Raw genomic sequence first — 25483 nt, forward strand, 5'->3', positions numbered from 1 at the left:
GGTGGTGCCGGAGGTGTAGAGGATGAGCGCCGGGTCGGCCGGGCGGATGTCCGCCGGGGTGAGGTTGCGGCCGTCGCCGCCGATGGCGGAGCTGAGCAGCGTGGACCAGGGGACCGACCCCGGGGCCGGGACGGTGAGCTGTTCCCGCTTGGCCTTGATGGGTGGTACTGGCAGCTTGAGGGCTAGCTGCTGCAGGCGCGGCATGGCCTCAGTCATGTCGACGGAGATGATGGTCTCCAGGTCAGTGGTGGAGCGCAGTGGCTCCAGGGTGGCGGCGGCCTTGTCCCAGGCGATGGCCACGCGGGCGCCGTGGTCGCTGAACAGGCCCTCCAGCTCGTAGCTGGTGTAGAGCGGGTTGTGCTCGACCACGGTGGCGCCCAGGTGTAGTACGGCGTGGAAGGCGACGATGTGCTGCGGGCAGTTCGGTAGCACGATGGCCACCCGGTCGCCGGGGCGGATGCCGAAGGCCTTGAGTCCGGCCGCGGCGGCGCGGACCTGCTGGTCCAGCTCGGTGTAGGTGAGGGTGCGGCCGAAGAAATAGGTGGCCGGGCGGTCCCCGTTTTCGGAGAGATTGCGCTGGTAGACGTCCACGAGGGTCTCGTTGCCTATTTCCACTTCCGCGGGGGTCCAGTCGCCGTAGTGCTGGGTCCAGGCTCGGGTCTCATAGGCCGACATACGAGTGCGATTACCTTCCGTAGGAGAACAAAACTTTTACGGCACGCCAGCCTACCCTAAACATGATTTATCCCTCATGTTCTTGGGTGGAATGGCGAACAATTTACCCCCGCCGGGGTGGCGGGGGCGCGGTGAGTGTGAGGCGGAGCCGGGTGGAACCGGCGGGACTGGCGCAAGCGCCGGGGCCTGGGTGGAAGGGATGGGCTAAGGAGTGGTTACTTGCGCTCTTGGCCCAGGCGCTGCAGGAGGTCGTCCTGGACCTCGCGGCGGCGGATCTTGCCCATCTGGTCCTTGGCCAGGTCCTCGAAGTGGTAGAAGGTGCGCGGGACCTTGTAGCGGGTCAGGCGCTGGCGGGCGAATTCCTTCAGGCCTTCCGGATCCAGAGCGGCGCCGTCGTTGAGCTCCACGCAGGCCACGACGTCCTCGGAGCCGTCCGGGCGCGGGCGGCCGACGACCGCGATGTCCTTGATGGCGTCGTGTACGCGCAGGGCCTCCTCGACCTCCGCCGGGTAGACGTTGAAGCCGCCGGTGATGATGATTTCCTTGATGCGGCTGACCAAGCGGATGAAGCCGTCTTCTTCCATGACCCCCAGGTCTCCGGTGCGGAACCAGCCGTCGTGGAAGGCGGCGGCGGTGGCCTCCGGGTTGTTGTGGTAGCCCTTGAAGACCTGCGGGCCGCGGGCCAGGATCTCGCCCTCCTGGCCGTCCGGCATGGTCTCGTCCAAGTTCTCCGGGTTGGCGATCCGGATTTCGGTGTCCGGGAAGGGGATGCCCACGTACCCCGGGCGGCGGTCGGTGGACATCGGGTTGCCCACGATAATCGGCGAGCACTCGGTCAGGCCGTAGCCTTCCACCAGCAGTCCGTCGGTGTACTTCTCCCACTTCTCCACGGTGTCCACCGGTAGGGTGGCAGCACCGGAGAAGGCGGCACGGATGCCCTTGATCGGGATGTTTTGCTCCTCGGCGGCTTTCACGATCTTCTCGTAGAGCGTCGGCACGCCCGGCACCCAGGTGGGCGTGTGCTTCTTCATCACGTCCATGACCAGCGGGATCTTCGGTGCCGGCAGCATGACCAGCTCGCCGCCGATGAGCTGGGAGAGTGTGATGTTCATGGTCATGCCGTAGGCGTGGAACATCGGCAGCGCGGTCAGCATGCGCTCTTCCTGCTCGCCCAGGCCGGGCACCCAGGCCTTGCCCTGTAACACGTTGGCGAACAGGGAGCCGTGGCTCAGTTCCGCGCCCTTGGGCTTGCCGGTGGTGCCGGAGGTGTAGAGGATGAGCGCGGTGGTGTCGCGCTCAACGCCTTCCGGCTCCTTCAGGTCCTGGCCGTCGCCGCCGATGGCGTTGCCGATCAGGGTGTCCCAAGGGACGGTGTTCTGGGCCGGCTGGGACAGCTGCTCGCGCTGCGACTTGAGGAAGGGCAGGCGCAGGGCCGCGCGCTTGAGGGTCGGCATGGCCTCGATCATGTTGACCGAGACCACCGTTTCCAGATCCGTGGTGCCGCGTAACTTCTCCAGCGTGCCGGCCGTCGAGTCCCAGGCGATGGCGATGCGCGCGCCGTGGTCCTGGAACAGGCCCTCCAGCTCGTGGGCGGTGTACAGCGGGTTGTGCTCGACCACGATGGCGCCCAGCTTGAGCACTGCCCAGAAAGCAGCGACGTGCTGCGGGCAGTTGGGCATGACCAGGGCGACGCGGTCGCCCGGGCGCACGCCAAAGGCCTTGAGTCCCGCGGCTGCGCGGTTGACCTGGCGGTCCAGGTCCGCATAAGACTGGGTGCGGCCGAAGAACCAGGTGGCGGGCTTCTCGGCGTTGATGGCCAGGTTGTTGTCGTAGATGTCGAGCAGCGTGGTCTCGCCGTAGTCGAGGGAGTGCGGGGTCCACTCGGGGTAGTGCTGGAGCCAAGCCTTGGTCTCGAATGCTGACATGGGTTCTAACCTCTAAGAATCGGGGAAAACTTTCGCAAGCGTAGGTTGTGCTTCCCCTAGTATAACGACGAGGCAACGCGCGGCCGCACGGCGCGGGCGCCGCCGTCGGCATTAGACAGCGGTCCGGCGCGGGCTTGGTCCCGGCGTCGGCAGCGTCCTGGAAGCGGTGACGCAGGCAACACCGCGGCGGGGAGGGGGCAGGCGGTATTAGACTGGGGCGCCATGCGCGTGGCGATGATTTCAATGCACACTTCCCCCATCGAGCAGCCTGGGACGGGTGATGCCGGCGGGATGAACGTCTACGTGCTCAACACCGCCAAGGAACTGGCGCTGCAGGGCGTAAAAGTAGACGTGTATACCCGGGCGACCCGGCCCAGCCAGGGCGAGGTCGTAGAGGTCAGCGAGCACCTGCGGGTCATCAACGTCGTGGCCGGGCCCTACGAGGGGCTGGAGAAGGAAGACCTGCCCACGCAGCTGGCGGCCTTTGCCGGCGGGATGGTCGAATACGTCAAGTGTCACGACCTGCACTACGACATCATCCACTCCCACTACTGGCTCTCCGGTCAGGTGGGCTGGCTGCTGCGGGACCTGTGGGGCGTGCCGCTGGTGCACACCGCGCACACTCTCGCCGCGGTGAAAAACGCCTACCGCAGCGACGACGACGCCCGCGAGTCCGAGGCCCGGCGCATCTGCGAACAGCAGCTGGTAGACAACGCCGACCTCTTGGTAGTCAACACCGTCGACGAGGCCCGCGAACTGGCTGAGCACTACGACGCCCCGGCCGAGCGGATCGTCACCGTCGCGCCGGGCGCGGACACCAAGCTGTTTACCCCGGGCAGCGACCGCAACACCGAGCGCGCCCGCCGCGAGCTGGGCCTGCCGCTGCACAGCAAGGTCATCGCGTTTGTGGGTCGCCTGCAGAAATTCAAGGGCCCGGAAGTACTCATCCGCGCCACCGCGGAGATCTTCCGCCGCGAACCGCTGCGCAACCTCCGCGTGGTCATCTGCGGCGGGCCCTCCGGGGCGGGTGCTAGCCCGCAGGCCTACGCGGACCTAGCGCGCCAGCTGGGTGTGGACCGCCGCGTCCGTTTCTTGAGCCCGCGCCCACCGGAGGAGCTGGTGGCGCTTTACCAAGCCGCGGATATTGTGGCCGTGCCTAGCTACAACGAGTCCTTCGGGCTGGTGGCCGTGGAGGCCCAGGCCTCCGGAACTCCGGTGGTGGCCGCACGCGTCGGCGGCCTGCCGATTGCCGTCGAGGACGGCGTGACCGGCCTGTTGGTGGACTCGCATGAGCCGGAGGACTGGGCCGACACGCTGGAGGAGCTGCTCGATGATGATGAGCGGCGCATTGCTATGGGGGAGGCGGCCGTGCCGCACGCGGAGCGCTTTAGCTGGGAGGCTGCGGCCACCGAGCTGGTGGCGGTCTACCAGCGCGCGCTGACCGCGGAGATCCCCAACTGTCATCCGCGTCATGCCACCGGAGGCTAGAATCTCGCGGCAGTGCAGCCGGTTTCGTGGCATGCTGGAGGCATGACTAACGGAAAACTCATCCTATTGCGTCACGGACAATCCCAATGGAACGAGTCCAACCAGTTCACCGGCTGGGTGGATGTCGACCTGACCGAGAAGGGGGAGGCAGAAGCCAAGCGCGGCGGCGAGCTGCTGGCTTCCGAAGACCTCCTGCCTGACGTGCTGTACACCTCCCTGCTGCGCCGCGCTATCCGCACGGCGAACATCGCGCTGAACGCGGCCGACCGCCACTGGATCCCGGTCACCCGCGACTGGCGCCTCAACGAGCGCCACTACGGCGCCCTGCAGGGCCTGAACAAGGCCGAGACCAAGGACAAGTTCGGCGAAGAGCAGTTCATGGCGTGGCGCCGTTCCTACGACACCCCGCCGCCCGAGTTGGCCGATGACGCGGAGTACTCCCAGTCGGAGGATCCGCGCTACGCGGACCTGGACCAGGTCCCGCGCACCGAGTGCCTCAAGGACGTCGTCGCCCGCCTGGTGCCCTACTTCGAGGAAGAGATCCTGCCGCGCGTGAAAAACGGCGAGAAGGTCCTGGTCGCCGCCCACGGCAACTCCCTGCGCGCGCTGGTCAAGCACCTGGATCAGATTTCGGACGAGGACATCGCCGGCCTGAACATCCCGACCGGCATCCCGCTGGTCTACGAGGTGGACGCCTCCGGCAAGGTGGTCAACCCGGGCGGCACCTACCTGGATCCGGAAGCCGCCGCAGCCGGGGCTGCCGCCGTGGCGGCCCAGGGCGGCAAGTAGCATTTAGGTAGGAAAGACAACTATCTAGCCGCGCCCGCGGGAACCAAAGGATCGTTGAATCCGGTGCTCTGCCCCGTCCCCGGGCGCGTTGACAACCGAGGAAGGCGCGAGCGTGGGAAACGTTCTGGCATTTGTGGCCGGTGCAGTGGTCTGCGCACTGGTCCTGCCCTTGGTGCGCTGGGTGCGCGGGCGGCTCCAGCGTTTCCGCACGACGGCGACCGCGGACTCGAACCAGGTCACCACCGTCAGCCAGGTGCTGCACCTGACCATCCAGGGCGCGAACACCGGCGTGGTGGTGGTCGACCGCGGCGGCGAGGTCATCTTGTCCAACCCCGCCGCGCACACCATGTCCCTAGTCCACGACCGCGCGGTGCGCCCGGACGTGTGGCAGGTCGCCCAGGAGGTCTACGAGGACCACGAGGAGCGCGGCCTGGACCTATCCATCCCGAAGCGGCGCACCGGCAACCGCGTGACCCAGGTGCACGCGCTGATTAAGCCGCTGACCCTGAACGACAACCGATTTATCACCGTCTTCGGCACCGACGAGTCCGAGCACGTGCGCATGGAAGACGCCCGCCGCGACTTCGTGGCCAACGTCTCCCACGAGCTCAAGACCCCGGTCGGGGGGATCGCCCTGCTCACCGAGGCGCTGCTGGAGGACCCGGAGGACCCGGAGCACGTCAAGTACTTCGGCGCCAAGGCCCACCAGGAGGCCAACCGCATGGCGGAGATGGTCACCGAGCTGATTTCCCTGTCCAAGCTGCAGGGCGCGGAGGCGCTGCCGGAGATGGAGCCGCTACGCATCGACGACGTCATCGACGAGGCCATCCAGCGCAACCAGCTGGCCGCCGACAACCACAACATCGACCTCATCCGCGGCGGCAACAGCGGGGTGCTGATCTGGGGCGACAAGCCGCTGCTGGTCACCGCCGTGTCCAACCTGATTACGAATGCCATCAACTACTCGCCGGAGGCGCTGCCGGTGTCCATCTCGCAGAAGGTGGTGGGCACCGACATCGTGCACATCCGGGTCACCGACCGCGGCATCGGCATCGCCCCGGAGAACCAAAAGCGCGTCTTTGAGCGTTTTTACCGGGTAGACAAGGCCCGATCCCGGCAAACGGGCGGCACTGGCTTAGGATTAGCCATAGTGAAGCACGTGGTGGCCAACCATGGTGGCAATATTAAGCTATGGTCGCGGCCCGGCACCGGGTCCACGTTCACCATCGAGCTTCCTATTTATCACGAACCAGCCCCGGCGGAAGGTCCCCCGGATACGGACAACAAGAGTGAGAATAAAGCTACGTCGGGTCTGCACGACGCAGTCGCCCGGGTGGCAGCAAGGCGAAAGGATAAAGCATCATGACGACCATCCTCATCGTGGAAGACGAGGAGTCCTTGGCCGATCCACTGGCGTTCCTACTGCGGAAGGAGGGCTTTAGCCCGATCGTGGCCCACGACGGCCAGACCGCGCTGGACAAGTTCGCCAACAACAGCGTCGACATCGTCCTGCTCGACCTGATGCTGCCCGGCATGTCCGGCACCGACGTCTGCAAGCAACTGCGCGCTATCTCCTCCGTGCCCGTCATCATGGTCACCGCCCGCGACTCCGAGATCGACAAGGTCGTCGGCCTGGAGCTGGGTGCTGACGACTACGTGACCAAGCCGTATTCCTCCCGCGAGCTCATCGCCCGCATCCGTGCAGTCCTGCGCCGCGGCCACGAGGCCGCCCCGGCGGCCGAGGAGCAGGCCTTCGACGAGCAGATCCTGGAAGGCGGCCGCGTGCGCATGGACGTCGAGCGCCACACCGTCTGCGTGGACGGTGACCCGGTGCCCATGCCGCTGAAGGAATTCGACCTGCTGGAGTACCTGCTGCGCAACGCCGGCCGCGTGCTGACCCGCGGCCAGCTCATCGACCGCATCTGGGGCGCCGATTACGTCGGCGACACCAAGACCCTGGACGTGCACGTCAAGCGCCTGCGCTCCAAGATTGAGGCCGAGCCCTCCCAGCCCAAGCACCTGGTGACCGTGCGCGGCCTGGGCTACAAATTCGACCTCTAGCCGAACCTTTCCGGGCCTTCCCGAGCCTTGCTTGGGCCCCGCCCCGCGGCCGCGTGCCGCGGGGCTTTCGCCTTGCTTGGGGCCCGGGCGCGAGTGTGTTCCTACTGCTTGCGCGCAGCGCTGGCCGGGTGCTGGAGCAGCGGCACGCCGGCGCGCGCGGCCTGATCGCGGGCGGCGCAGTGCTCGGCGAGTACCTGGTAGTTTTCGGCGCCCATCAGCGCGATAAGCTCGGTGCGCTGGGAGCGCCACATCGGCTCCGCGCTGGTGTGGCAGGACGGGTTGGACGAGCAGTACCAGTCGAAGTCCTCGCCGCCGTCGCCCCAACCGCGGCGGTCGTATTCGCCGATGGTGGTGCGCAGGATCTCCTGCCCGTCGGGACGGTCCTCGAAGTCCTCGTAGCGGCGCAGGGGCAGCTGCCAGCAGACCTCGGGTTTGACCACGGTGAGCTCCTGGTCGGCATCGATAGCCCACTGGTGCAGCGCGCAGCCGGCGCCCGTGGCCCAGCCCGCGCGGTTGGCGAAGATGCACGCCCCGCCCACCAGCGGGGTCTTCAGCGCCGGCTCCGGCTCGCTGTCGTCGCCGTCGAGCTCGTCCCAGACCAGCCAGGGCTCCAGCTCGTCGTCGGCCGCGCGCTCCTGGCGCTCCAAGTAGGCGTCCGTGTCCGCGGGGCGGTGCTGCCAGTACTTGGCCGGCATTTGTGCCACGGCATCGTAGAGCTGATCGCGGTCCTGCTCATCGGCCATGTAGGCGCCGTGCACGCAGCAGCCGACGTCGGGCTGGTTGCTGTCGATACCGGGGCAGGCCGCGGTGCCGAACTGGCAGGAGTAGAAGGACTCCACCCAGGTCAGGTCGATGGAAAAGACGTGGTAGGGGTCATCGACGTCGGTAAATTCGAACCACTCCCGGGGGAAATCTGGTGCCAATTCGGTTCCCGCTGCGATCGATTTACCGGCTGGTGAGGAGGCCGGAAAACCAAGATAAACTTCACTAGACTTCGGGCGATTCACACTTTAATACCGTAGACCTACTACGCTAGACGTGTGCGATTAGGTGTATTAGACGTGGGAAGCAACACGGTCCATCTCGTGGCGGTCGATGCCCAGACCGGCGGGCGGCCCACTCCCATGAGTGACTGGAAAACTCCCCTGCGGTTGGTGGAGCAGCTGGACAAGGACGGCAACATCCACTCCAAGGGCGTGAAGAAGCTGGTGGCTGCCGTCAAGGAGGCCGCCGAGCTGGGCAGCAAGCTCAACTGCGACGAGTTCCTTCCCATCGCGACCTCCGCGGTGCGTTCGGCGAAGAACTCCGAGCAGGTCCTCAAGGAGGTGGAGAAGGAGACCGGCGTCCGGCTGGAGATCCTCTCCGGCGAGGATGAGGCGCGCCTGACCTACCTGGCGGTGCGCCGCTGGTACGGCTGGTCCGCCGGCCGCATCACCAATATGGACATCGGCGGCGGCTCCCTGGAGCTGACCACCGGCACCGAAGAATTCCCGGACCTGGCCTTCTCCCTGGACCTGGGCGCGGGCCGCTTGACCCACAACTGGTTCGATACCGATCCGCCGGCCAAGAAGAAGGTCAGCATGCTGCGCGACTACATCGACGCCGAACTCGTCGACGCCACCAAGCGCATGCGCGACCAAGGGCCGGCCGGCATGGCCGTGGGCACCTCGAAGACCCTGCGCACCCTGGCCCGCCTGACCGGCGCGGCCCCGTCTTCGGAAGGCCCGTTTGTCAAGCGCACGCTGACCGCGCCGGGCCTGCGCCAGCTGATTAGCTTCATCTCCCGCATGACTGCGGCTGACAGGGCGGACCTGGAAGGGGTAAGTTCAGACCGATCCCACCAGATCGTGGCGGGAGCCTTAGTGGCCGAGGCCTCGATGCGGGCATTAGGCTTAGAGAAAATGGAAATTTGTCCGTGGGCCCTGCGCGAGGGCGTCATCTTGCGCCGGCTGGACAAGGGTCAAGGATAGGAAGACAACACAGACATGGCTGACGATAAACAGTTGACCGTGGCGGAGCTCCTGGCCCGCAACAAGGCGAGCAAGGGTGCCGACTCCGCCGCCGGCGAGGAACCGAAGCGCCGCCGCCGGCGCCGCAGCCTCGACGAGGGTGGCATCTCCGTGGCCGAGCTGACCGGCAACCTGAGCAAGGTGGACTCCGCCCCGCACGAGTCCAAGCACTCCAGCGTGCCCATGGACACCCCGGCACCGGTCATCCCCGCCCCGAAGGACGGCAAGGACGCAGGGGCCGGCACCGAGAAGCAGACTACTGCTGCCGAGACGGCCCACCAGCCCTCCGATGACGCGACCGCCGTCATCCAGAAGGTGACCGACGAGCCGGCCCCGGCCGCGAAGAAGCCGGCCGAGCCGGCCGCCAAGACTGGCAAGGCCGACAAGTCCCAGCCCGCTGCGGCCGAGGATTCGAAGGACCCGCGGATCGCGGCCGCTAGCGCCGACGAGACCGGCGAGATCCCGGTCGTCGAGGACCCGGCCAAGCCGGCCGCCACGGCTGCGGCCACCGGCGGGGCGACCGCCTTTAGCGCCTCCTCCGCGCAGGACGGCGCGGTCGACAAGGAGCTGGCCCGCAAGGACGCTTCCGATGAGGTCGCCGCGGACGCCGACGCCGACGGCGAGGACGAGAAGCTCAACCCGGTGGCCGTGGTGCTGCTGGCCGTTATCGGCATTGTGCTGGGCGCGGTGGTCTTCAAGGGCTTCGAGATCCTCTGGGACCGCTTCAACGGCGTCCTGGTCTCCATCCTGGCCGTGCTGGTGACCGTCGTCATGGTGGGCGTCGTCCACGCCCTGCGCACCGCCCGGGACGGCTTCTCCATGGGGCTGGCCGCCGTGGTGGGCCTGCTACTCACCTTCGGCCCGCTGCTCATCCTGGTCCTCTAGCGGACGCTTTTAGGTTTTCGCTCCCGCACCCCGGGGCGCCGGTTCGATTCTCCGGTGTCCCGGGGTGTTGGTCTATCTGGAGCGGGATTGGGGTCGCGGCAGGGTAGGGAAGGTGGCCGCGGCCGCGGCGGCTGTGGCAGGCTGGGGGCATGACGAAAATTACAGTTTTAGGCGGCGGAAATATCGGCGAGGCCCTCATTGCGGGGCTGGTAGCTAAGGGCTACGAGGGCGCCGATATCACCGCGACCAACCGCAGCAAGGACCGCAGCGAGTACCTGGAAAGCACCTACGGGGTCACCACCACCGCGGACAATTCCGCGGCCGTCAAGGACGCGGACTACGTCTTCGTGTGCCTGAAACCCTACGGGATCGTCTCGGTGTTGGAGGAAGTGGCAGACAGCCTGCCGGAGAGCGCCGTGGTGGCCTCCATGGCCGCCGGCGTGACCCTGGAGGCCATGGAGACGGCCGCGGGGTCCAAGACCCCGGTGGTGCGCGTGATGCCCAATACTCCCATGCTGGTGGGCAAGGGCATGTGCGCCTGTGCGCCGGGCCGGCATGTCACCGAGGGGCAGTTGGAAGGCGTACAGGAGCTGCTCAGCGCGGTCGGCGAGGTCGCCACGGTGGGCGAGGCCGACATGGACGCGGTGACCGCCCTGGCCGGCTCCGCGCCGGCCTACTACTTCCTAGTCACGGAGGCGCTCGTGGACGCCGGCGTGCAGCTGGGGCTCAAACGCGACGTGGCGGAGAAGTTGGCGGGCCAGACCGCCGCCGGCGCCGGCGCGATGCTCTCCGAGTCCGGCGACTCGGCCTCCCAGCTGCGCATCAACGTCTCCTCGCCGGGCGGCACGACGGTGGCCGCCCTGCGCGAGCTGGAGGAGTCCGGCCTGCGCGGCGCCTTCTTCCGCGCGGCCGAGGCCTGCGCCACCCGCTCCCAGGAGCTGGGCTAAGGCGGCGGGTCACGGGCCGAGACATGGCCCGGGTAGAGGGCCGCGCCTATCCCCGTGACTATTCCCAGGGAATTACAGGCGTCCCTTTATCTCCCCCGATGTGGGGGGTATATATGTAACGCTCGTGACTAGTCGGGACGGCAGTGAACCCTGTTGTGCCGGAGTTTTTCTGGGTGAGAAATAGATTTCTGGGAAAACTTTTCCACTCAAGTCGCACTAGTCACAAGTTTCACGATAGGCTGGTTCAAGCACGTGCGTGTTCGTCCTGTGGGAGGGGAAGCCTACAGCGCGCCACGGGCTGAAGGGTTAGATAAATATGGTTAATGAAGAAAAGGGAACCTTTCTGACGGTCGCTGAGGTCGCAGAGATCATGCGAGTCTCCAAGATGACCGTTTACCGTCTGGTTCACGCTGGCGACCTGCCGGCAGTCCGCGTCGGGCGCTCCTTCCGCGTCCACGAGACTGCCGTGAGCGAGTACCTGAAGTCCTCCACCTACGGAGTCGGCTAAAGGTTGCTCCTCCCGCCACCCGGCGGGCCGGTTGCTTACTACCAAGCGCAGCACCCTCCTCTTCCTGCCAGTGGGCAGGAGGTGGAGGGCGCTGTCCCTTTTTAAGGGGCCAGGCTGCGGGTACGAGCGGGCGGTTTTGGGTCACCGGCGCGCAACCAGTAATATAAGCACCATTCGTGTCGGCTTATTCTCGCCGCCGCCGCGCCGGCTGCTCGGGCTCGCCCCGGTCGGTTCGGTAGGGCAGCCCGGGCAGAGTGCACCTGCGGGGTATGGCAGGCGAGCGTTAGACCGCCGGCAGGTTTAGTACGTACTATCCGCGAAAGTGAGGAAACCAGCAATGGGTTCTGTTATCAAGAAGCGCCGCAAGCGCATGTCCAAGAAGAAGCACCGCAAGATGCTGCGCCGCACCCGCGTCCAGCGTCGTAAGCTGGGCAAGTAAAACTTCTTGCCGCTTTGGCCCCGCCACCCGGGGTTTTCCGGGTCGCGGGGTCTTGGTGTGTCTTGAGGTCGTGCTGTGTCTGTGGGCTGTGGCGTGCCTGTGGCTAGCCGCGGGAGGCCTTCCAGCCGCGCCACCCGCGCCAGCCGCCCAGGGAGAATGCGGCGGTGATGAGGGCGGGCAGGCCGTAGGTGCGGATGGCCCGGCGCACCGAGCGGTAGTCGCGGATGAGCCAGCCGCGGTCCACGGCCAGGTTGCGCAGCTTCTTGTCCGGGTTGATGGCCACCGCGGTGCCCACCATGGACAGCATGGGCACGTCGTTGGCCGAGTCCGAGTAGGCCGTGCAGCGCTTGAGCTCTAGGCCCTCCAGCGTGGCGAGGGCGGCCACGGCGTGCTTCTTGCCGGGCCCGTGGAGGATATCGCCCACCAGGCGGCCGGTGAACTTGCCGTCCTCGACTTCCGCGATGGTGCCCAGTGCCCCGGTGAAGCCGTAGCGCTTGGCCAGGATCTGAGCCAGCTGGACCGGGGTGGCGGTGACCAGCCAGACCTGCTGGCCAGCGTTGATGTGCATCTGGGCCAGCTCAGTCGTGCCCGGGTAGGCCTTGCGCAGCAGGGAGTGATCGACAATCTCCTCGCAGAGCTGGGTCAGCTCGTCGACGGGGCGGCCCTTGATAAATTCCAGGGCCTGGCTGCGGCCGGCGGCGACATCGGCGGCGTTTTCCGCACCGGAAATCCGAAACTTCAGCTGCTTCCAAGCGATAGGGGCGATCTCTCGGAACTTGAAGAAGCGCCGGCGAGCCAGGCCGAAGGCGAAAAGCACCAGGGACGAGCCCTGGATGAGCGTGTTGTCCACGTCGAAGAAGGCGGCCGCCCCGGCGTCCTGGGGGATGTCCGGGTCCGGGGTGGTAAGCCGCAGCCCGCCCGCGGCGTTGAGCGAGCCGCTGACTGAATCGACCCCGGAGTGGTAGGAATCCAGGTCGATGTCGAAGAGCATCTCGACCGCCTGGGAGGCCGCGGCCTCGCCGGCGGCGCGCTGGGAGGCGTCGTCCAGCGGGGCAAGTGCGGAGTTTTCCAGGAAGTTACGCAGGTTTCCGCGGCTGGCCGTCCAGTTGGCCAGAAAGTCGCGCGGGTTCAACGGCAAGCCGTTGGCGGGGTCGGTCGGGTGATTCACTGTGGCAGGGTCAAGCTTCCTAGACGGGATGTGATCGCGTAGGGGGTGGGGTGGGTAACGTATCTATAGTAAACGCTAGCCCGGAGCTTGTCTTAGTTAAACCTTCGACCGCCCCGGGTAGGGATTGCCCTAAAAATTTTAGGACAAGGATTGGTGCAAGGAGTGGGCGCGGCAGTGGCTGAGAAGACGGAAGGAGCCGGTGGCTCTGGCCGGCACGTGGTGGAGCTGATGGTGCGCAGCACCTGCGGTTCGTGCGCGCGGGTGCGAGAGCAGATCGCCCCGGTGGTTGCCGCCGCGGGCGCGCAGCTGCGCGTGGTGGACGTGGATAGCGCCCCGGAGCTGGCCGTCGAATTCGGGGACCGCGTGCCCGTGGTCGTGGTCGACGAGGAGGAGTTTTCCTGCTGGGAAGTCGACAACGCGGAGCTGGCCCAGGAATTGGCGCGCTAGTTCGCGGGTCGCACGGAGCGGATGGGCCGGGGCGTCACGTGCCCCGGCGGGGAGCTGGGAGGCGTCTAACAGGACGCGCGGTTCGTGAATTCCGCGCCCAACAGGTATCCTTTTGGTTGATTTGGATCAATAATTTGGTTGATCGTGGTGAGGATTCACCACTGAGCGGGGTTAAGGCGCAGGTCGCCTGCCTGCCGGCCGGCAAGTCTAGTGGAGTGGAGGAATGCTGCATGAGCGTGCTCGTTGTGGGAATGTCCCACCAGTCGGCGCCCGTGGCGCTGCTGGAGCAGCTAAGCATGGATGAACAGGTACAACACAGTGCGTGTACGAAGTTGGTGGAGGCCAGTTCGCTGTCCGAGGCGATGATTATCTCCACCTGCAACCGGCTGGAGGTCTACACCGTCACCAACTCCTTCCACACCGGGGTCGAAGACGTCATCGGGACGCTGCACGCGGTCTCCGGCGTCGATGTGGAGCGCCTGCGCAGCTACCTCTACGTCCGCTACGCCGACGCCGCCGCGGAGCACCTCATGCTGGTGGCCTGCGGGCTCGACTCCATGGTGATGGGGGAGCAGCAGATCATCGGCCAGGTGCGCACCGCCTACCAGCACGCCGCCGAGCAGGGCACCGTGGGCCCGCGCATCCACGCCCTGGCGCAGTCGGCGCTGCACGCCGGCAAGCGCGTGCACTCCGAGACCGATATTGATGACGCGGGCGCGTCCATGGTCTCCTTCGCCTTCGACCAGGCGCTCACGGCCATGGGGGTCAGCGATCTCCAGGGCAAGACCGCGCTCGTGCTGGGCGCGGGCGCCATGGCCTCCCTGGCCGCCACGCACGCCGGCCGCCTGGGCATCGACAAGCTCATCATTGCCAACCGCACCCGGGAGCGTGCCGAGCGGCTGGCCGGGCACGCGGAGCAGGCCGGCGTGCACGCCGAGGTCGTCGACTTCGCCGACCGGGCCGGGGCCTTGGACCACGTCGACCTGGCGGTGTCTGCCACCGGCGCCGACAACTTCACCATCACGGCCGACGACCTGCCCGCCGGGCGCGAGATGATGTTCGTGGACCTGTCCCTGCCGCGCGATATCGACGACGCGGTGACCGAGGATGACAACGTCAACCTGGTCAACATCGAGCGGCTGAGCAAGTCGCTGCAGGCCGCCGGCACCGAGGTCGGCGCCGCGCGGGACCCGCACGTGCAGGCCCGCCAGATCGTGGACCAGGAGCTGGCGGAGTACTCCTCGGCGCAGCGCGTGCGCGACGTGGCCCCGGCCGTGTCCGCCCTGCGCCGCCGCGCCGCCAACCTGGTCGAATGCGAGCTGGCCCGGCTGGAGCAGAAATCCCCGGACCTGGACGAGCACCAGATGAAGGACGTGCGCTATTCGCTCAAGCGCGTGGTCGACAAGCTGCTGCACGAGCCGACCGTGCGTGCCAAGAAGCTGGCCGCCCAGTCCGGTACCGTCAGCCACGAGACCGCGCTGCAGGAGCTGTTCGGCCTGCAGCTGGAAGGCACCGGTGTGTCCGTCGACGTGGACGACCTGCCGGCGGCGGAGACCATTGTTAACTCGCGAAAGGACGTTTAAGTGACCCTCAAGATTGGCACCCGCGGCTCCCGGCTGGCCACCACCCAGGCCGGCCACGTGCGCGATTGGTTGACTGCGAACGGCTACTCGGCCGAGCTGCACATCGTGACCACCGCCGGCGACGTGAACATGGCCCCGGTCGAGCGCATCGGCGTCGGCGTGTTCACCCAGGCGCTGCGCGAGGCGCTGCAGGCCGGCGAGTGCGACATCGCCGTGCACTCCTTCAAGGACCTGCCCACCGCCCCGGACGAGCGCTTCCGCCTCATCGTGCCCCAGCGCGAGGACCACCGTGAGGCGCTCATCGCCCGCGACGGCCTGGCCCTGGCCGACCTGCCGGAAGGCGCGCGCGTGGGCACCTCCGCGCCGCGGCGCATCTCCCAGCTGAAGGCCCTGCGCCCGGACCTGGACATCCGCCCGCTGCGCGGCAACATCGAAACCCGCATGGGCAAGGTGACCACCGGCGAGCTGGACGCGGTCATGCTGGCCTATGCCGGCCTGGTGCGCGCCGGCTACGGCGAGCGCGCCACCGAGGTCTTCGAACCGGAGACCATCATGCCGGCCCCGGCCCAGGGCGCCCTGGCCGTGGAGGCCCGCGTCGACGATGAGGAGGCCGTCGCCGCCATCACCACGCTCCTAGACGCTGAGGCCATGGCCCAGGCCGCCGGGGAGCGCACCGTGCTCGCCCGCCTGGAGGCCGGCTGCACCGCCCCGGTGGCGGCCACCTCCCACCTGGCCGACGGGCAGATCACCGTCCGCGGCGGGGTCTTCGCCTTGGACGGCGCCCGCCAGATCCTGGCCGAGGCCACCGGCGAGGTCGAGCGCTCCGCGCAGCTGGGAGCAGAGGTCTCCGACTCGCTCTTTGCCCAAGGGGCGGCCGAGATTCTCGGCGAGAGCTAGGGATGAGCTAGGGATTTCGGCGCCCGCGAGTTTTTGATTGCGGGCGCTGATTAATTTAAGGTGTATCTAGCACATGATCATTATGCACTGATGATCCGGCCCCTCGAAAAGGCGTCCCGGGACCTGTGTCCTGGGATTTTTGGCCGTTAAATAGCCTTTCGACGAAGTAAGTTATCCTCCGCCATCCCAACGACACGGCGCAGCGAAATAACGGATTGATCCTGCCACCACCCCGGCACCGACGGGGATTGGAAAGGTGGCATGGGGCCAGTTTTTCGCCGCCCCGAGATTTTAGAAAAGAACCTTATGAGCAATGCTGTGGGCACGAGCCAGGTAGAAGCGCTGGGCAAGATTATCTTTGTCGGCGCTGGCCCCGGGAACCCGGATCTGCTGACCGTGCGCGCCAGGGAAGTGCTGGCGCACAACTCGATTACCATCACCGATCCGGACGTGCTCGGTGGGGTCCGTGACATCGTGGGCACGGCACTGCCGGTCCCGCCGGAAAAGCTCGAGGCGGCCGAGGAAGAATACGCGCAGATGTGCGCGGACGCGAAGGCCGCGGGCGCGCGCCGCAAGCCGCCGCGCCCGGCCCCGCCGACCGCCGCCGATCTCCGCGAAATCCCGGAGGACGGCAAGCCGGGCGTTGCAGGTGCTGCCGAGACCAATGCGCAGGTGCTGCGCGCCGCGCTGGAGGAGGCCGCCGAGATCAGCCGGGAAAAGTCCCTGCCGGAGCCCGGCGACGTGGTGCGCCTGGTGGCGGGCAACCCGCTTAACCGCGAGGCCATCAAGGCCGAAATCACCGCCGTGGCAGCTGCCGGCTTGGAGTTCCAGGTCGTGCCCGGCATGTCCCTGCCGTCGACCGTGCCCTCGTTCGCCGGCCTGGCGCTGGGCTCGACCTACACCGAGGCGGATCTCACCGCCGGGGAGATCGACTGGGACAAGCTGGCCGCCGCCGCCCAGCCGCTAGTCCTGCAGGCCACGGCCGAGGACCTGCCGGTCATCGCCGCGCAGCTGACCGACCGCGGCTTGCCCAAGGAGACCGAGGCCTACGTGACCGTGCACGGCACGACCCGCCTGCAGCGGACCTTTGAGACCTCCCTGGGCATGCTGGCCAAGCTCGACGCGGAGCTACCCGGCCAGCTGGTGGTCACCCTGGGTCGCAGCTTCGACGACCGCTCCAAGTACTCCTGGTGGGAAAACCGCTCCCTCTACGGCTGGCGCGTGCTGGTGCCGCGCACCAAGGCCCAGGCCGGCCCCATGAGCGCCCGCCTGGCCTCCTACGGCGCCATCCCGCAGTCGGTGCCGACCATCTCCGTGGAGCCGCCGCGTAACCCGGCGCAGATGGACCGCGCCATCAAGGGGATCGTGGAAGGCCGCTACAAGTGGGTGGTCTTCACCTCGGTCAACGCCGTCAAGGCTGTCTGGGACAAGATCGCTCAACTGGGCTTGGACGCCCGCGATTTCGCCGGCGTGCACCTGGCGGCCGTGGGGCAAAAGACCGCCGACGCCATCCGGGCCAAGGGCATGGTGCCGGAGCTGCAGCCCAAGCCCAACGCGCAGAACGCGGAGGGGTTGGTTTCCGTCTTCCCGAACTACGTCGAGGACATCGACGCCGTGGGCCGTGTGCTGCTGCCGCGCGCCGACATCGCCGGCGATGCCCTGGTCACCGGCCTGGAGGACCTGGGCTGGGAGGTCGACGACGTGGTCGCCTACCGCACCGTGCGCGCCGCCCCGCCGTCGGCGGAGGTCCGCGACATGATCAAGACCGGCGGCTTCGACGCCGTCACGTTCACCTCCGGCTCGACGGTGCGCAACCTGGTCGGCATCGCCGGCAAGCCGCACCAGCGCACCATCATCGCCTGCATTGGACCGTCCACCAAGGCCGCCGCCGAGGAGATGGGGCTGCGTGTGGACGTGGTCCCCGAGGTCGCCGACGTGCCCTCGCTTATCGATGCCCTGGCCGCCCACGTGGCCAACCTGCGCGCCGCCGGCCAGCTGCCGCCGCCGAAGAAGAAGCGCCGCGCGCGCCGTAAGTCCGCCAGCTAGGTAGGCCGGCCGGGGCAGGCCCTCGCCGGTGCTGCCGTGGCCGGGGGCGGGGATCTATGATTGTGGGCATGACTTACGATTTTTCCCGACGTCCCCGCCGTCTCCGCCAGTCGCCTGCCATGCGCGGGATGGTGGCAGAAACTCACCTGCAGCCGGCGGATTTCATCCTGCCGATGTTCATCGCGGACGGTATCGATAGCCCGCGGGAAATCCCCTCCATGCCAGGGGTCTACCAGCACACCGAGGACTCCCTGCTGAAGGCCGCCCACGAGGCGCTGGATGCCGGCGTCAAGTGTGTGGACCTCTTCGGCGTCCCCAAGCCCGAGGACAAGGACGCCACCGGCTCCCAGGCCTGGGATCCGGAAGGCATCTTGAACCGCGGCGTGGCCGCCCTGCGCAAGGAATTCGGCGACGACCTGCTGATTATGGCGGATACCTGCCTGGACGAGTTCACCAGCCACGGCCACTGCGGCGTGCTGGATGACAAGGGCCGCGTGGACAACGACGCGACCATCGAGCTCTACCGCGACATGGCCCGCGCCCAGGCCCGCGCCGGCGCCCACATCGTCAGCCCGTCCGGCATGATGGACGGCCAAATCGGCCAGATCCGCGAGGAGCTCGACGAGGCCGGCCACCAGGACGTGGCGATCATGGCCTACTCCGCCAAGTACGCCTCCGCCTTCTTCGGCCCCTTCCGCGACGCGGTCGGCTCCTCCCTGGAGGGCGACCGTCGCACCTACCAGCAGGACCCGGCCAACTTCCGCGAGTCCCTGCTGGAGGCCGAGCTCGACATCGACGAGGGCGCCGACTTCGTCATGGTCAAGCCCGCCCTGCCGTACCTGGACGTGCTGTCTGCCATCGCGGAGCGCTCGCCCGTGCCGGTGGCGGCCTACCAGGTCTCCGGCGAGTTCGCGATGATTAAGGCCGCCGGTCAGAACGGCTGGCTGGACGGGCACGCCGTGATGATGGAGGCGTTGACCTCCATTAAGCGCGCCGGCGCCGACCAGATCTTTACCTACTACGCCGTCGAGGCCGCCCGCGCCCTGCGCGGCTAAGACCGCGGCGGGGAGCGCTTAACCCGCGCATCCCCGCGCCCTTTCCGTTCCCGCCCCGCCCCAACCTCTCACCCGAAAGCACAGGTTTTTAGTGACTGAACCGCACACTCCGCCCGCTGACCATCACCGGGGCCCGCAGCACCCGGCCGGCCAGCCCCGGACTCCGGGCAAGGCCCACCCGCACCGCTTTGAGGAGCCGGGCGGACGCTTCGAGAAATTCCTGGCCGCCCGCCCGGAGGCGGTCGGGTTGATGCTGGTGACGTGGAGCGTGGCCGTGGCTGGCGAGGCCATCCACCAGGTGCTCAACGTGGTGATGTCCGTGGTGAACGTGGACGTCATCAAGGCCAACGCCCGGCAGGCGGCCGGCGACCAGCTGGTACAGCTGGAGGCTCTGGGCGAGGGCGCGGTGACCATGGCTACCTTCCTGGCCGTGGGGATCTCGGCGCTGTTCTCAGCCGCCATCCTCGCCCTGTTGATCAGCCTGCTGGTCATGCTGACCAAGAACACCAAGCGTTCCGGGTTGGCCCGCCGGATCTGGTTCGCCTTCTCCCTGTACTTCGGCGTGCGCGTGCTGCTGGTCTTCCTGGCGCGCCCGACGGCCACCGATGTGCCAGACTGGTTGTACGTGGTGGACGGTTCCGTGCAGATCGTGGTCGGGGTCGCCGCCGTGTTGGGCCTCATCTTCAGCCTGCGCAACGAGACCCTGGACTACACCGGGGAGCTGGAGCAGTTGCGCCAGATGGAGCAGGATCTCAAGGAAGAGCAGGAAAAGCGCCGTGAGAAAGCGGAGCAAAAGCAGAAGGAAAAGCAGGAAGAAAAGCAGGCTAAAAAGGGCCGGAAGACCAAGGAGCGCGAGAAGGAAAACCAGAGCTCATGACCTACGGGACCCCTGGATATAGCCCCGGACCATTCGACTACAACCGGGCCTCCCGGAAGGATTCGCGCTGGGACGGCTCAGTCTGCCCGCCCTCGCTGCGCTGGGCCTACTGGGTCCTGGTGGCCGCCGCGGTGGTCATGCTCACCTCCGGCCTCGTCGCCTTCTTCGGCGGCCAGTCCGCCGGGATGCCGGCCGGGGACCAGCTGTTTGTGGCCGTGTCCAACGTGGTCGGCGCGCTGGTCATCTCCGTGGCCGCCGCGCAGCTCAGCGGCGGCAACAAGTGGGCCCGCCGAGTGTGCACCACGGTGGCCGCGCTGTGCATCTTCTTCAACGTCGCCGCCCTGGCCCTCGGCGTGGGCGGGATCGCCCTGCTGCTCATCCCCATCCTGCTGGCCGTCGCGATCCTGTTGATGTTCCGCCCGACCGCTAATGAATTCATCCGGGAGCAGAACTAGCTTTCTCCGGGCCGGGCGGATTAGCCGTTGGGCGCAAAAATGAACCATAATGGGGGATTATGATGCGCCGTACCCTGACTGATGCCCCCATCCTCGACGCTGCCTGGGGACGCAGCCCTTCGCGACCCCCGGTCTGGTTCATGCGCCAAGCCGGGCGCTCGCTGCCGGAATACCGGAAGGTGCGGGAGGGCATCGGCATGCTCGACTCCTGCTTCATGCCGGAGCTGCTGGCCGAAATCACCCTGCAGCCGGTCCGCCGCCACGACGTGGACGCAGCCATCCTGTTCTCCGACATCGTGGTCCCGCTCAAGGCCGCAGGCGTGGGTGTGGACATCATGCCGGGCCGCGGGCCCGTCATGGATCATCCGGTGCGCACGCGCGCGGACATCGACAACCTGCCCATCCTGGACCACGACGTGGAGCAGGTGCAGCAGGGCATTGCCCACATCCTGGAGGAGCTGACCGACTCGCAGGCGCTCATCGGCTTCGTGGGTGCCCCGTTCACCCTGGCCAGCTACCTGATCGAGGGCGGTCCGTCGAAGAACCACGAGCGCACCAAGGCGCTCATGCACGCCGAGCCGGAGACCTGGCACGCGCTCATGCGCCGGATCGTGCCCACGGTGCAGGCCTTCCTGCACACCCAGGTCGAGGCCGGCATCGACGCCATGCAGCTCTTCGACTCCTGGGCGGGATACCTCAACGAGGCCGACTACCGGGAATTCGTCTTGCCGTATTCGCAGGAGATCCTCGCCGGCGTGGAGGGGATCATCCCGCGCATCCACTTCGGCGTGGGCACTGGCGAGCTGCTGCCCTCCATGGCCGAGGCCGGACCGGAGGTCGTCGGCGTGGACTACCGCGTGTCCATGGACGCGGCGGCCGCCCGCGTGCACGCCGCCCACGGCGCGCACTCCCTTCAGGGCAACCTGGACCCAGCACTGCTGTTCGCCGGCGACGACGCCGTGCGCGCGGCCGTTCGCCGCATCCGGGACGAAGTCAAAAGCGCGCAAGCGGCCGGGCACGCGACCGGCCATGTCTGGAACTTGGGCCACGGGGTGCTACCGACCACCGAGGCAGACGCCATCACTCGCGCCGTGGCCATCATTCACGAGGAAGGCTAGGAATTTTCATGCGCATTGCAATCATCGGTGCCGGGCTGGCCGGGCTGACCGCTGCCTACGAGCTTCGCGGCGAGGACCGCCAGGTCGACGTCTTTGAGGCCGCCGGGCGCATCGGCGGCAAGCTCTATACCGTGCCGTTTAACGACGGGCCCACGGACATGGGCGCGGAGGCGTTCCTGGCGCGGCGGGAGGACGCGGTGGAATTCTTCCACTCGTTGGGCCTGGCCGACCAGCTGGTCACTCCGTCGGGCAAGCGCTCCCTGGTCTATTCGCAGGGCGAGCTGACCAACCTGCCCGCCCCCAGCGTGATGGGCATCCCGGGCAACTCGGAGGTCGTCGCGCACCTGGTCTCGGAGGAGACCTGCCGCAACATCGACAACGAGGAGCCCTTCGGGTGGGAAATCGGCGGCGATGTCTCCTTGGGCCAGTTGGTGGCCCAGCAGTTCGGTCAGGACCTGGTCGACCGGGTCGTCTCCGCCCTGCTGGGCGGGGTCTACTCCTGCGCGGCCGAGGACCTCGGCCTGCGCGCGACGATCCCGAAGCTCGCCGCGGTGCTGGACGATCAAGCCGCCGACAGCAAGGTCACGCTGACCGGCGCGGTCGCCGAATACTTCCAGCGCATGAAGGCCCAGGCGGAGAAGAACCAGCCCGCCGGGGCGGACAAGGACGCCCAGCCGAAGGCGGTCTTCAACACCTTCCGCGGCGGCTACGCGCAGGTCTACGACACGCTGGCGGAAAAGTCCGGCGCGGACATCTATGTCGACACCTTCATCAGCGCCGTGGAGAAGAAAGACGACGGTTTTTGGCTCACCGGCGGCGGTCAGCCGGCGCAAAAGCCCTACGACCGCGTGGTCATCGCCACCCCGGCGCCGACCACGGCCCGCCTGCTTGCCAAGGTCGCCCCGGCCGCGTCCGAGGCCCTAAGCCCCGTCAAGCTGGCCAGCTCCGTCGTGGTGGGCCTGAAGTTCGACTCCATCACCGACCCGGAGGGCAACTCGCTGCCGGACAACTCCGGCATCTTGGTCGCCGCCGACCAGCCGGGCGTGCACGCCAAGGCGTTCACGCTGTCTACTAACAAGTGGCCGCACCTGGCCGAGCGCCTGCACGGCGGAGCCCTGGTGCGCGCCAGCTTCGCCCGCTTCGGCGACGACTCCCTGGTCCGTGCTGAGGAAGACCAGCTGGTGGACTACGCCCTTGATGATTTGCAGTCGATTACGGGCTTTGACGGGCGCGCGGCCGGCGTGGGGGAGATCTTCACCCAGCGCTGGTTTGGCGGCCTGCCGCGCTTCGATGCCACGCACCTGGCCACCGTGGAGGCCGTGCGCGAAGAACTCGCCGACGTCGCGGGCCTCGAGGTCACCGGCGCCTGGGCCGGCGGCGTAGGCGTGCCGGACGTTATCGCGGATGCCCGCGCGGCCGCCGCCCGCTTGGCCTAAGTTAGGCCTAGCAACGCTTTAGTTCACGTCGCGGAAGACGAAAATCGAGGAGAAGTCCTTGTTGCCGTGGCCCATGGCCTGCTGTTCCTCGAAGTTGGCGATGGCCGCGGCGACCGCCGGCAGCGGCTTATTGGTAGTCTGCTCCATCAGCTTGGCGTCCTTGCACAGGGCGTCGACGGTAAAGTCGCCCGGCTCCGGGTTGCGCTCGCCGAGGATGAACGGGGCCTTCATATTCTTCATGAACGCCAGGCCCGTGATGTCGAGCATCTCCAGAATCACCTCGGGGTTCAGTCCCTCGGACTCGCCCAAGCGCAGGGCCTCGAGCACGCCCTCGGCGGTCACGGCCAGTGCCAGGTTGGCCAGCAGCTTGCCGACCGTGGCGATGGGGGCGGACTCCACGCCGATGAGCTTGTTCTCGTCGGCCCACGGGGTGACCAGGTCCATGACCAGCTCGCGGCGCTCGTCGTCCGGGGTGCCCACGTACACGCCTAGCGTGCCCTCGCGGGCCGGGCCCAGGGTGCCCACCACCGGCGCGGCGACGTAGGTCTCCACCGCCGCGGCGAATTCCCGCGCGGCGTCCGGGGAGACCGTCGTGGTATCCACCCAGGTGATCCCCTCCGGGATGAGGTCGGCCTCCACGACGACCTCGCGAATATTGTCCGGCCCGAACAGGGAAGTGAAGACAACCTCTGCGTCGGCTACAGCCTCTTCCGGGCTGGCAGCCAGCTGCGCGCCCTCGTCAACGAGCGGCTGCGCCTTCTCAGCAGTGCGGTTCCACACCGTGACCTCGTGGTTCTTCAGTAGGTGGCGGGCCAACTCCGAGCCCATACGTCCAGTTCCTAGAAATGCAACCTTCATGCCCTCCAGCATGCCAGTTTTAGCGCGTCGGTGTGGGACACCGCTGATTGCTGCGCGCGTATTCCAACACTCGAAGGCCAACACTCAGCGGTCGGAATCACCGGTGGGCCCCCGATGAGAGCCGGACCCGCTTCCTTGAATCAAGGATTGACCCTCGGAGGTCGCCGTAATATTATAAAGAGTATCGACCCCAGCCGTTGACCCTCCACCGATAAGGAGAGCGCCGATGACTGGGGTTTTGTCATACTTGAAGAGTGATGAGCAAAAATAAGCGAGCGAAAACTAGCGCAACCCCACTTCGTGAAATTACGACAGCAGTCCTTGTGGACGGAGGTTTTTACCGGAAACGCGCAGCGAGCCTGTTCGGACACAAAGAAGCCGAAAACCGAGCGGAAGAATTAGTGGAGTACTGTCGCCGGCACATCCGAGAATCGCGCGCTGGCCTCTACCGCATCTACTACTACGATTGCCCGCCGTCCGAAAAAGTGGTCTACCACCCATTGCTGCAAAAGAACGTAAACCTTGGACAAAGCGAACTATTTACGTGGACTAACGCTTTCTTCGCATCCCTGACCAAGAAGAGAAAAGTTGCAATTAGGCGGGGCGAACCCCTCGAAGCTCAGAACGGATACTTGCTCAAAGAAGCTCCACTTAAAAAGCTTTGCAGGGGAAAAATCTCCGTTTCAGATTTAACAGACAAGGATTTCTACCTCAGTATTTCTCAAAAGGGGGTGGATATGCGCATCGGGCTGGATATCGCAGCTTTGGCTGAGCGCAATTTAGTGAACCAGATCGTTATGATTTCCGGAGATAGTGATTTTGTTCCGGCTGCAAAACATGCCCGACGCTCAGGGATTGATTTCATACTCGATCCCATGTGGGCTCCTATTAGCGATAGTTTGAGCGAACACATTGATGGTATTCGCCAATGCGTCAATAGGCCACCGAGGAATGTGGATGATCCTCTACACGTGGATTCCCCCGAGCCAGAGAATTCTTCAGATGATGACGATGATGAGCTCTAAGTCGTTTTCCTTGAGTATAGAACCTCGACGATCGGCAGAGATTGATTGCAAATTTTAGCTTTTGCTCGGTGAAGTCGGCCCAAAAATGTGAGACCAAGGAATAAAGCAAATTGGGTCAGGCTCACGCTGGAATATGTGCTAGAAGTAGAAAGCGCGGACTGCTCACTGCGGGCCCCGGACGAGGGAGCTGTACCCGGGAAGGCGACAAGACGGCCAGAAAGAATCATGGCTTGGTTAATTCTTGTTGTCTCCGGTGCATTTGAAGCGGTGTGGGCGGTGGCGCTCGACCGCTCGGAGGGGTTTAGCAAACTGGTGCCCTCCCTAGTCTTCTTTGTTGCCTGCGCCATTTCTATGGGCGGGTTGGCCTGGGCCTTAAAGACTCTGCCGGTGGGCACCGGCTACGCGGTCTGGGTAGGCGTGGGCGCCGGGTTGACCGTGGTGTATTCCCTCGTGACGGGGCAAGAGCCCTTCTCCGTGCTGAAACTGCTGTTCCTGGCGATGATCGTCGGCGGCATCATCGGGCTGAAGGCCATCAGCTAGCTGCTGCCTAGAGGCCCAGAGAACGTTTGACGTCGCGTTCTACCTGCCCGGGCGAAGGGACGTTGGGAGCCGGGATATCGGGGGAGGGGAGAGCCGGTTCCGGGAGATCGGGCACGCGCGGCTTCGGGAGATCGGGGGCGCGGAGTTTTTCCGGCGGGATGTTGGGAATTTTGGGCAGGCCTGGCTCGGAGAAGCTGATCCCGGGCCGCGGTGCTGGCCGGGGCGGGGCGCCGGCCGGCCCGCCGGGCCCGC

Annotated in this window: 25 protein-coding genes and 1 riboswitch; of the genes, 20 read left to right on the plus strand and 5 right to left on the minus strand. The window is 66.6% G+C overall.

The features are described from left to right. Positions 1-675: AMP-binding protein (locus HMPREF3067_RS11530; protein ID WP_246819258.1), on the minus strand; the 675-nt coding region annotated here is incomplete at its 3' end. 215 nt (positions 676-890) lie between these two features. After that, complete coding sequence (locus tag HMPREF3067_RS06540) at positions 891-2600, minus strand: long-chain-fatty-acid--CoA ligase (RefSeq protein WP_070768914.1); 1710 nt, start codon at positions 2598-2600, stop codon at positions 891-893. A gap of 222 nt (positions 2601-2822) precedes the next feature. Between HMPREF3067_RS06540 and mshA the strand changes: the two genes are divergently transcribed. The 4 genes from mshA (at position 2823) to HMPREF3067_RS06560 (ending at position 6938) form a co-directional block, all read left to right on the plus strand. Further along, a complete protein-coding gene (gene mshA, locus HMPREF3067_RS06545) occupies positions 2823-4088 on the plus strand; it encodes a D-inositol-3-phosphate glycosyltransferase (protein ID WP_070768915.1) in 1266 nt (421 codons plus the stop codon). 42 nt (positions 4089-4130) lie between these two features. Further along, a complete protein-coding gene (locus HMPREF3067_RS06550; protein WP_070768916.1) occupies positions 4131-4877 on the plus strand; it encodes a phosphoglyceromutase in 747 nt (248 codons plus the stop codon). Positions 4878-4989: 112 nt separating this feature from the next. Further along, positions 4990-6243, plus strand: coding sequence for a sensor histidine kinase (locus HMPREF3067_RS06555; RefSeq protein ID WP_070768917.1), 1254 nt, complete (start codon positions 4990-4992; stop codon positions 6241-6243). Beyond that, complete coding sequence (locus HMPREF3067_RS06560; RefSeq protein WP_070768918.1) at positions 6240-6938, plus strand: response regulator transcription factor; 699 nt, start codon at positions 6240-6242, stop codon at positions 6936-6938. Before HMPREF3067_RS06555 ends, HMPREF3067_RS06560 begins: the two co-directional genes overlap by 4 nt. A 101-nt stretch (positions 6939-7039) precedes the next feature. Here HMPREF3067_RS06560 and HMPREF3067_RS06565 read toward each other — a convergent pair whose 3' ends face one another. Continuing rightward, positions 7040-7945, minus strand: a complete 906-nt coding sequence (locus HMPREF3067_RS06565) for a DUF3109 family protein (protein ID WP_070768919.1) — start codon at positions 7943-7945, stop codon at positions 7040-7042. Between the two features lie 33 nt (positions 7946-7978). On the opposite strand from HMPREF3067_RS06565, the gene HMPREF3067_RS06570 reads away from it, so the two are divergent. The 5 genes from HMPREF3067_RS06570 to HMPREF3067_RS11040 all read left to right on the plus strand — a co-directional run bounded on the left by HMPREF3067_RS06570 (position 7979) and on the right by HMPREF3067_RS11040 (position 11726). Beyond that, entirely contained in the window at positions 7979-8908 is a 930-nt protein-coding gene (locus tag HMPREF3067_RS06570; protein WP_083319181.1) for a Ppx/GppA family phosphatase, read from the plus strand. Positions 8909-8923: 15 nt separating this feature from the next. Beyond that, on the plus strand, positions 8924-9832 hold the full coding sequence (locus tag HMPREF3067_RS06575; protein ID WP_070768921.1) for a hypothetical protein: 909 nt from the start codon (positions 8924-8926) through the stop codon (positions 9830-9832). Positions 9833-9981: 149 nt separating this feature from the next. Then, positions 9982-10779, plus strand: a complete 798-nt coding sequence (gene proC, locus HMPREF3067_RS06580) for a pyrroline-5-carboxylate reductase (protein ID WP_070768922.1) — start codon at positions 9982-9984, stop codon at positions 10777-10779. Between the two features lie 316 nt (positions 10780-11095). Then, the gene (locus HMPREF3067_RS06585; RefSeq protein WP_070768923.1) at positions 11096-11287 is read left to right on the plus strand and encodes a helix-turn-helix domain-containing protein; all 192 of its coding nucleotides are present in this window, start codon (positions 11096-11098) and stop codon (positions 11285-11287) included. Positions 11288-11624: 337 nt separating this feature from the next. Continuing rightward, the gene (locus tag HMPREF3067_RS11040) at positions 11625-11726 is read left to right on the plus strand and encodes a 30S ribosomal protein bS22 (RefSeq protein ID WP_003855542.1); all 102 of its coding nucleotides are present in this window, start codon (positions 11625-11627) and stop codon (positions 11724-11726) included. 103 nt (positions 11727-11829) lie between these two features. Here HMPREF3067_RS11040 and HMPREF3067_RS06590 read toward each other — a convergent pair whose 3' ends face one another. Continuing rightward, positions 11830-12894, minus strand: a complete 1065-nt coding sequence (locus HMPREF3067_RS06590) for an HAD family hydrolase (RefSeq protein ID WP_246819259.1) — start codon at positions 12892-12894, stop codon at positions 11830-11832. Between the two features lie 228 nt (positions 12895-13122). Here HMPREF3067_RS06590 and HMPREF3067_RS06595 point away from each other — a divergent pair, with 228 nt between their 5' ends. The 9 genes from HMPREF3067_RS06595 (at position 13123) to HMPREF3067_RS06635 (ending at position 22808) form a co-directional block, all read left to right on the plus strand. Beyond that, positions 13123-13341 (plus strand): glutaredoxin family protein, encoded by a 219-nt coding sequence (locus tag HMPREF3067_RS06595; protein ID WP_070768941.1) that lies wholly within the window; start codon positions 13123-13125, stop codon positions 13339-13341. Between the two features lie 230 nt (positions 13342-13571). Next, entirely contained in the window at positions 13572-14924 is a 1353-nt protein-coding gene (locus HMPREF3067_RS06600) for a glutamyl-tRNA reductase (RefSeq protein ID WP_070768924.1), read from the plus strand. Next, positions 14925-15821 (plus strand): hydroxymethylbilane synthase, encoded by an 897-nt coding sequence (gene hemC, locus HMPREF3067_RS06605; RefSeq protein WP_070768925.1) that lies wholly within the window; start codon positions 14925-14927, stop codon positions 15819-15821. A gap of 306 nt (positions 15822-16127) precedes the next feature. After that, the gene (locus HMPREF3067_RS06610) at positions 16128-17867 is read left to right on the plus strand and encodes a uroporphyrinogen-III synthase (protein WP_083319182.1); all 1740 of its coding nucleotides are present in this window, start codon (positions 16128-16130) and stop codon (positions 17865-17867) included. Positions 17868-17935: 68 nt separating this feature from the next. Then, complete coding sequence (gene hemB, locus HMPREF3067_RS06615) at positions 17936-18922, plus strand: porphobilinogen synthase (RefSeq protein ID WP_070768942.1); 987 nt, start codon at positions 17936-17938, stop codon at positions 18920-18922. A gap of 91 nt (positions 18923-19013) precedes the next feature. Further along, entirely contained in the window at positions 19014-19799 is a 786-nt protein-coding gene (locus HMPREF3067_RS06620) for a hypothetical protein (RefSeq protein WP_083319183.1), read from the plus strand. Beyond that, the gene (locus HMPREF3067_RS06625; protein ID WP_070768927.1) at positions 19796-20254 is read left to right on the plus strand and encodes a hypothetical protein; all 459 of its coding nucleotides are present in this window, start codon (positions 19796-19798) and stop codon (positions 20252-20254) included. The genes HMPREF3067_RS06620 and HMPREF3067_RS06625 overlap by 4 nt, the downstream gene beginning before the upstream one ends. Before the next feature lie 59 nt (positions 20255-20313). After that, the gene (gene hemE / locus HMPREF3067_RS06630) at positions 20314-21372 is read left to right on the plus strand and encodes a uroporphyrinogen decarboxylase (RefSeq protein WP_141759353.1); all 1059 of its coding nucleotides are present in this window, start codon (positions 20314-20316) and stop codon (positions 21370-21372) included. Between the two features lie 8 nt (positions 21373-21380). Next, positions 21381-22808 (plus strand): protoporphyrinogen oxidase, encoded by a 1428-nt coding sequence (locus HMPREF3067_RS06635; protein ID WP_070768928.1) that lies wholly within the window; start codon positions 21381-21383, stop codon positions 22806-22808. 18 nt (positions 22809-22826) lie between these two features. Here the strand turns inward: HMPREF3067_RS06635 and HMPREF3067_RS06640 are convergent, their stop codons facing one another. Beyond that, complete coding sequence (locus tag HMPREF3067_RS06640) at positions 22827-23678, minus strand: NAD(P)-dependent oxidoreductase (protein WP_083319184.1); 852 nt, start codon at positions 23676-23678, stop codon at positions 22827-22829. A 245-nt stretch (positions 23679-23923) separates the two neighbouring features. Here HMPREF3067_RS06640 and HMPREF3067_RS11045 point away from each other — a divergent pair, with 245 nt between their 5' ends. Further along, complete coding sequence (locus HMPREF3067_RS11045) at positions 23924-24691, plus strand: NYN domain-containing protein (protein WP_083319185.1); 768 nt, start codon at positions 23924-23926, stop codon at positions 24689-24691. A gap of 153 nt (positions 24692-24844) precedes the next feature. Next, positions 24845-24909: riboswitch (guanidine-III (ykkC-III) riboswitch) on the plus strand. Between the two features lie 7 nt (positions 24910-24916). Then, complete coding sequence (locus HMPREF3067_RS06645; RefSeq protein ID WP_070768929.1) at positions 24917-25231, plus strand: DMT family transporter; 315 nt, start codon at positions 24917-24919, stop codon at positions 25229-25231. Positions 25232-25483 lie beyond the last annotated feature (252 nt).

It is taken from the genome of Corynebacterium sp. HMSC04H06, assembly GCF_001815935.1.
Classification (GTDB): domain Bacteria; phylum Actinomycetota; class Actinomycetes; order Mycobacteriales; family Mycobacteriaceae; genus Corynebacterium.

Excerpts from the sequence above, each read along its gene's own strand:
- HMPREF3067_RS06540 (WP_070768914.1), bottom strand. The coding sequence starts at position 2,600 with ATGTCAGCATTCGAGACCAAGGCTTGGCTCCAGCACTACCCCGAGTGG.
- mshA (WP_070768915.1), top strand. The coding sequence starts at position 2,823 with ATGCGCGTGGCGATGATTTCAATGCACACTTCCCCCATCGAGCAGCCT.
- HMPREF3067_RS06550 (WP_070768916.1), top strand. The coding sequence starts at position 4,131 with ATGACTAACGGAAAACTCATCCTATTGCGTCACGGACAATCCCAATGG.
- HMPREF3067_RS06560 (WP_070768918.1), top strand. The coding sequence starts at position 6,240 with ATGACGACCATCCTCATCGTGGAAGACGAGGAGTCCTTGGCCGATCCA.
- HMPREF3067_RS06575 (WP_070768921.1), top strand. The coding sequence starts at position 8,924 with ATGGCTGACGATAAACAGTTGACCGTGGCGGAGCTCCTGGCCCGCAAC.
- proC (WP_070768922.1), top strand. The coding sequence starts at position 9,982 with ATGACGAAAATTACAGTTTTAGGCGGCGGAAATATCGGCGAGGCCCTC.
- HMPREF3067_RS06585 (WP_070768923.1), top strand. The coding sequence starts at position 11,096 with ATGGTTAATGAAGAAAAGGGAACCTTTCTGACGGTCGCTGAGGTCGCA.
- HMPREF3067_RS11040 (WP_003855542.1), top strand. The coding sequence starts at position 11,625 with ATGGGTTCTGTTATCAAGAAGCGCCGCAAGCGCATGTCCAAGAAGAAG.
- HMPREF3067_RS06595 (WP_070768941.1), top strand. The coding sequence starts at position 13,123 with ATGGTGCGCAGCACCTGCGGTTCGTGCGCGCGGGTGCGAGAGCAGATC.
- HMPREF3067_RS06600 (WP_070768924.1), top strand. The coding sequence starts at position 13,572 with ATGAGCGTGCTCGTTGTGGGAATGTCCCACCAGTCGGCGCCCGTGGCG.
- HMPREF3067_RS06610 (WP_083319182.1), top strand. The coding sequence starts at position 16,128 with ATGAGCAATGCTGTGGGCACGAGCCAGGTAGAAGCGCTGGGCAAGATT.
- hemB (WP_070768942.1), top strand. The coding sequence starts at position 17,936 with ATGACTTACGATTTTTCCCGACGTCCCCGCCGTCTCCGCCAGTCGCCT.
- HMPREF3067_RS06625 (WP_070768927.1), top strand. The coding sequence starts at position 19,796 with ATGACCTACGGGACCCCTGGATATAGCCCCGGACCATTCGACTACAAC.
- hemE (WP_141759353.1), top strand. The coding sequence starts at position 20,314 with ATGATGCGCCGTACCCTGACTGATGCCCCCATCCTCGACGCTGCCTGG.
- HMPREF3067_RS06635 (WP_070768928.1), top strand. The coding sequence starts at position 21,381 with ATGCGCATTGCAATCATCGGTGCCGGGCTGGCCGGGCTGACCGCTGCC.
- HMPREF3067_RS06640 (WP_083319184.1), bottom strand. The coding sequence starts at position 23,678 with ATGCTGGAGGGCATGAAGGTTGCATTTCTAGGAACTGGACGTATGGGC.
- HMPREF3067_RS11045 (WP_083319185.1), top strand. The coding sequence starts at position 23,924 with ATGAGCAAAAATAAGCGAGCGAAAACTAGCGCAACCCCACTTCGTGAA.
- HMPREF3067_RS06645 (WP_070768929.1), top strand. The coding sequence starts at position 24,917 with ATGGCTTGGTTAATTCTTGTTGTCTCCGGTGCATTTGAAGCGGTGTGG.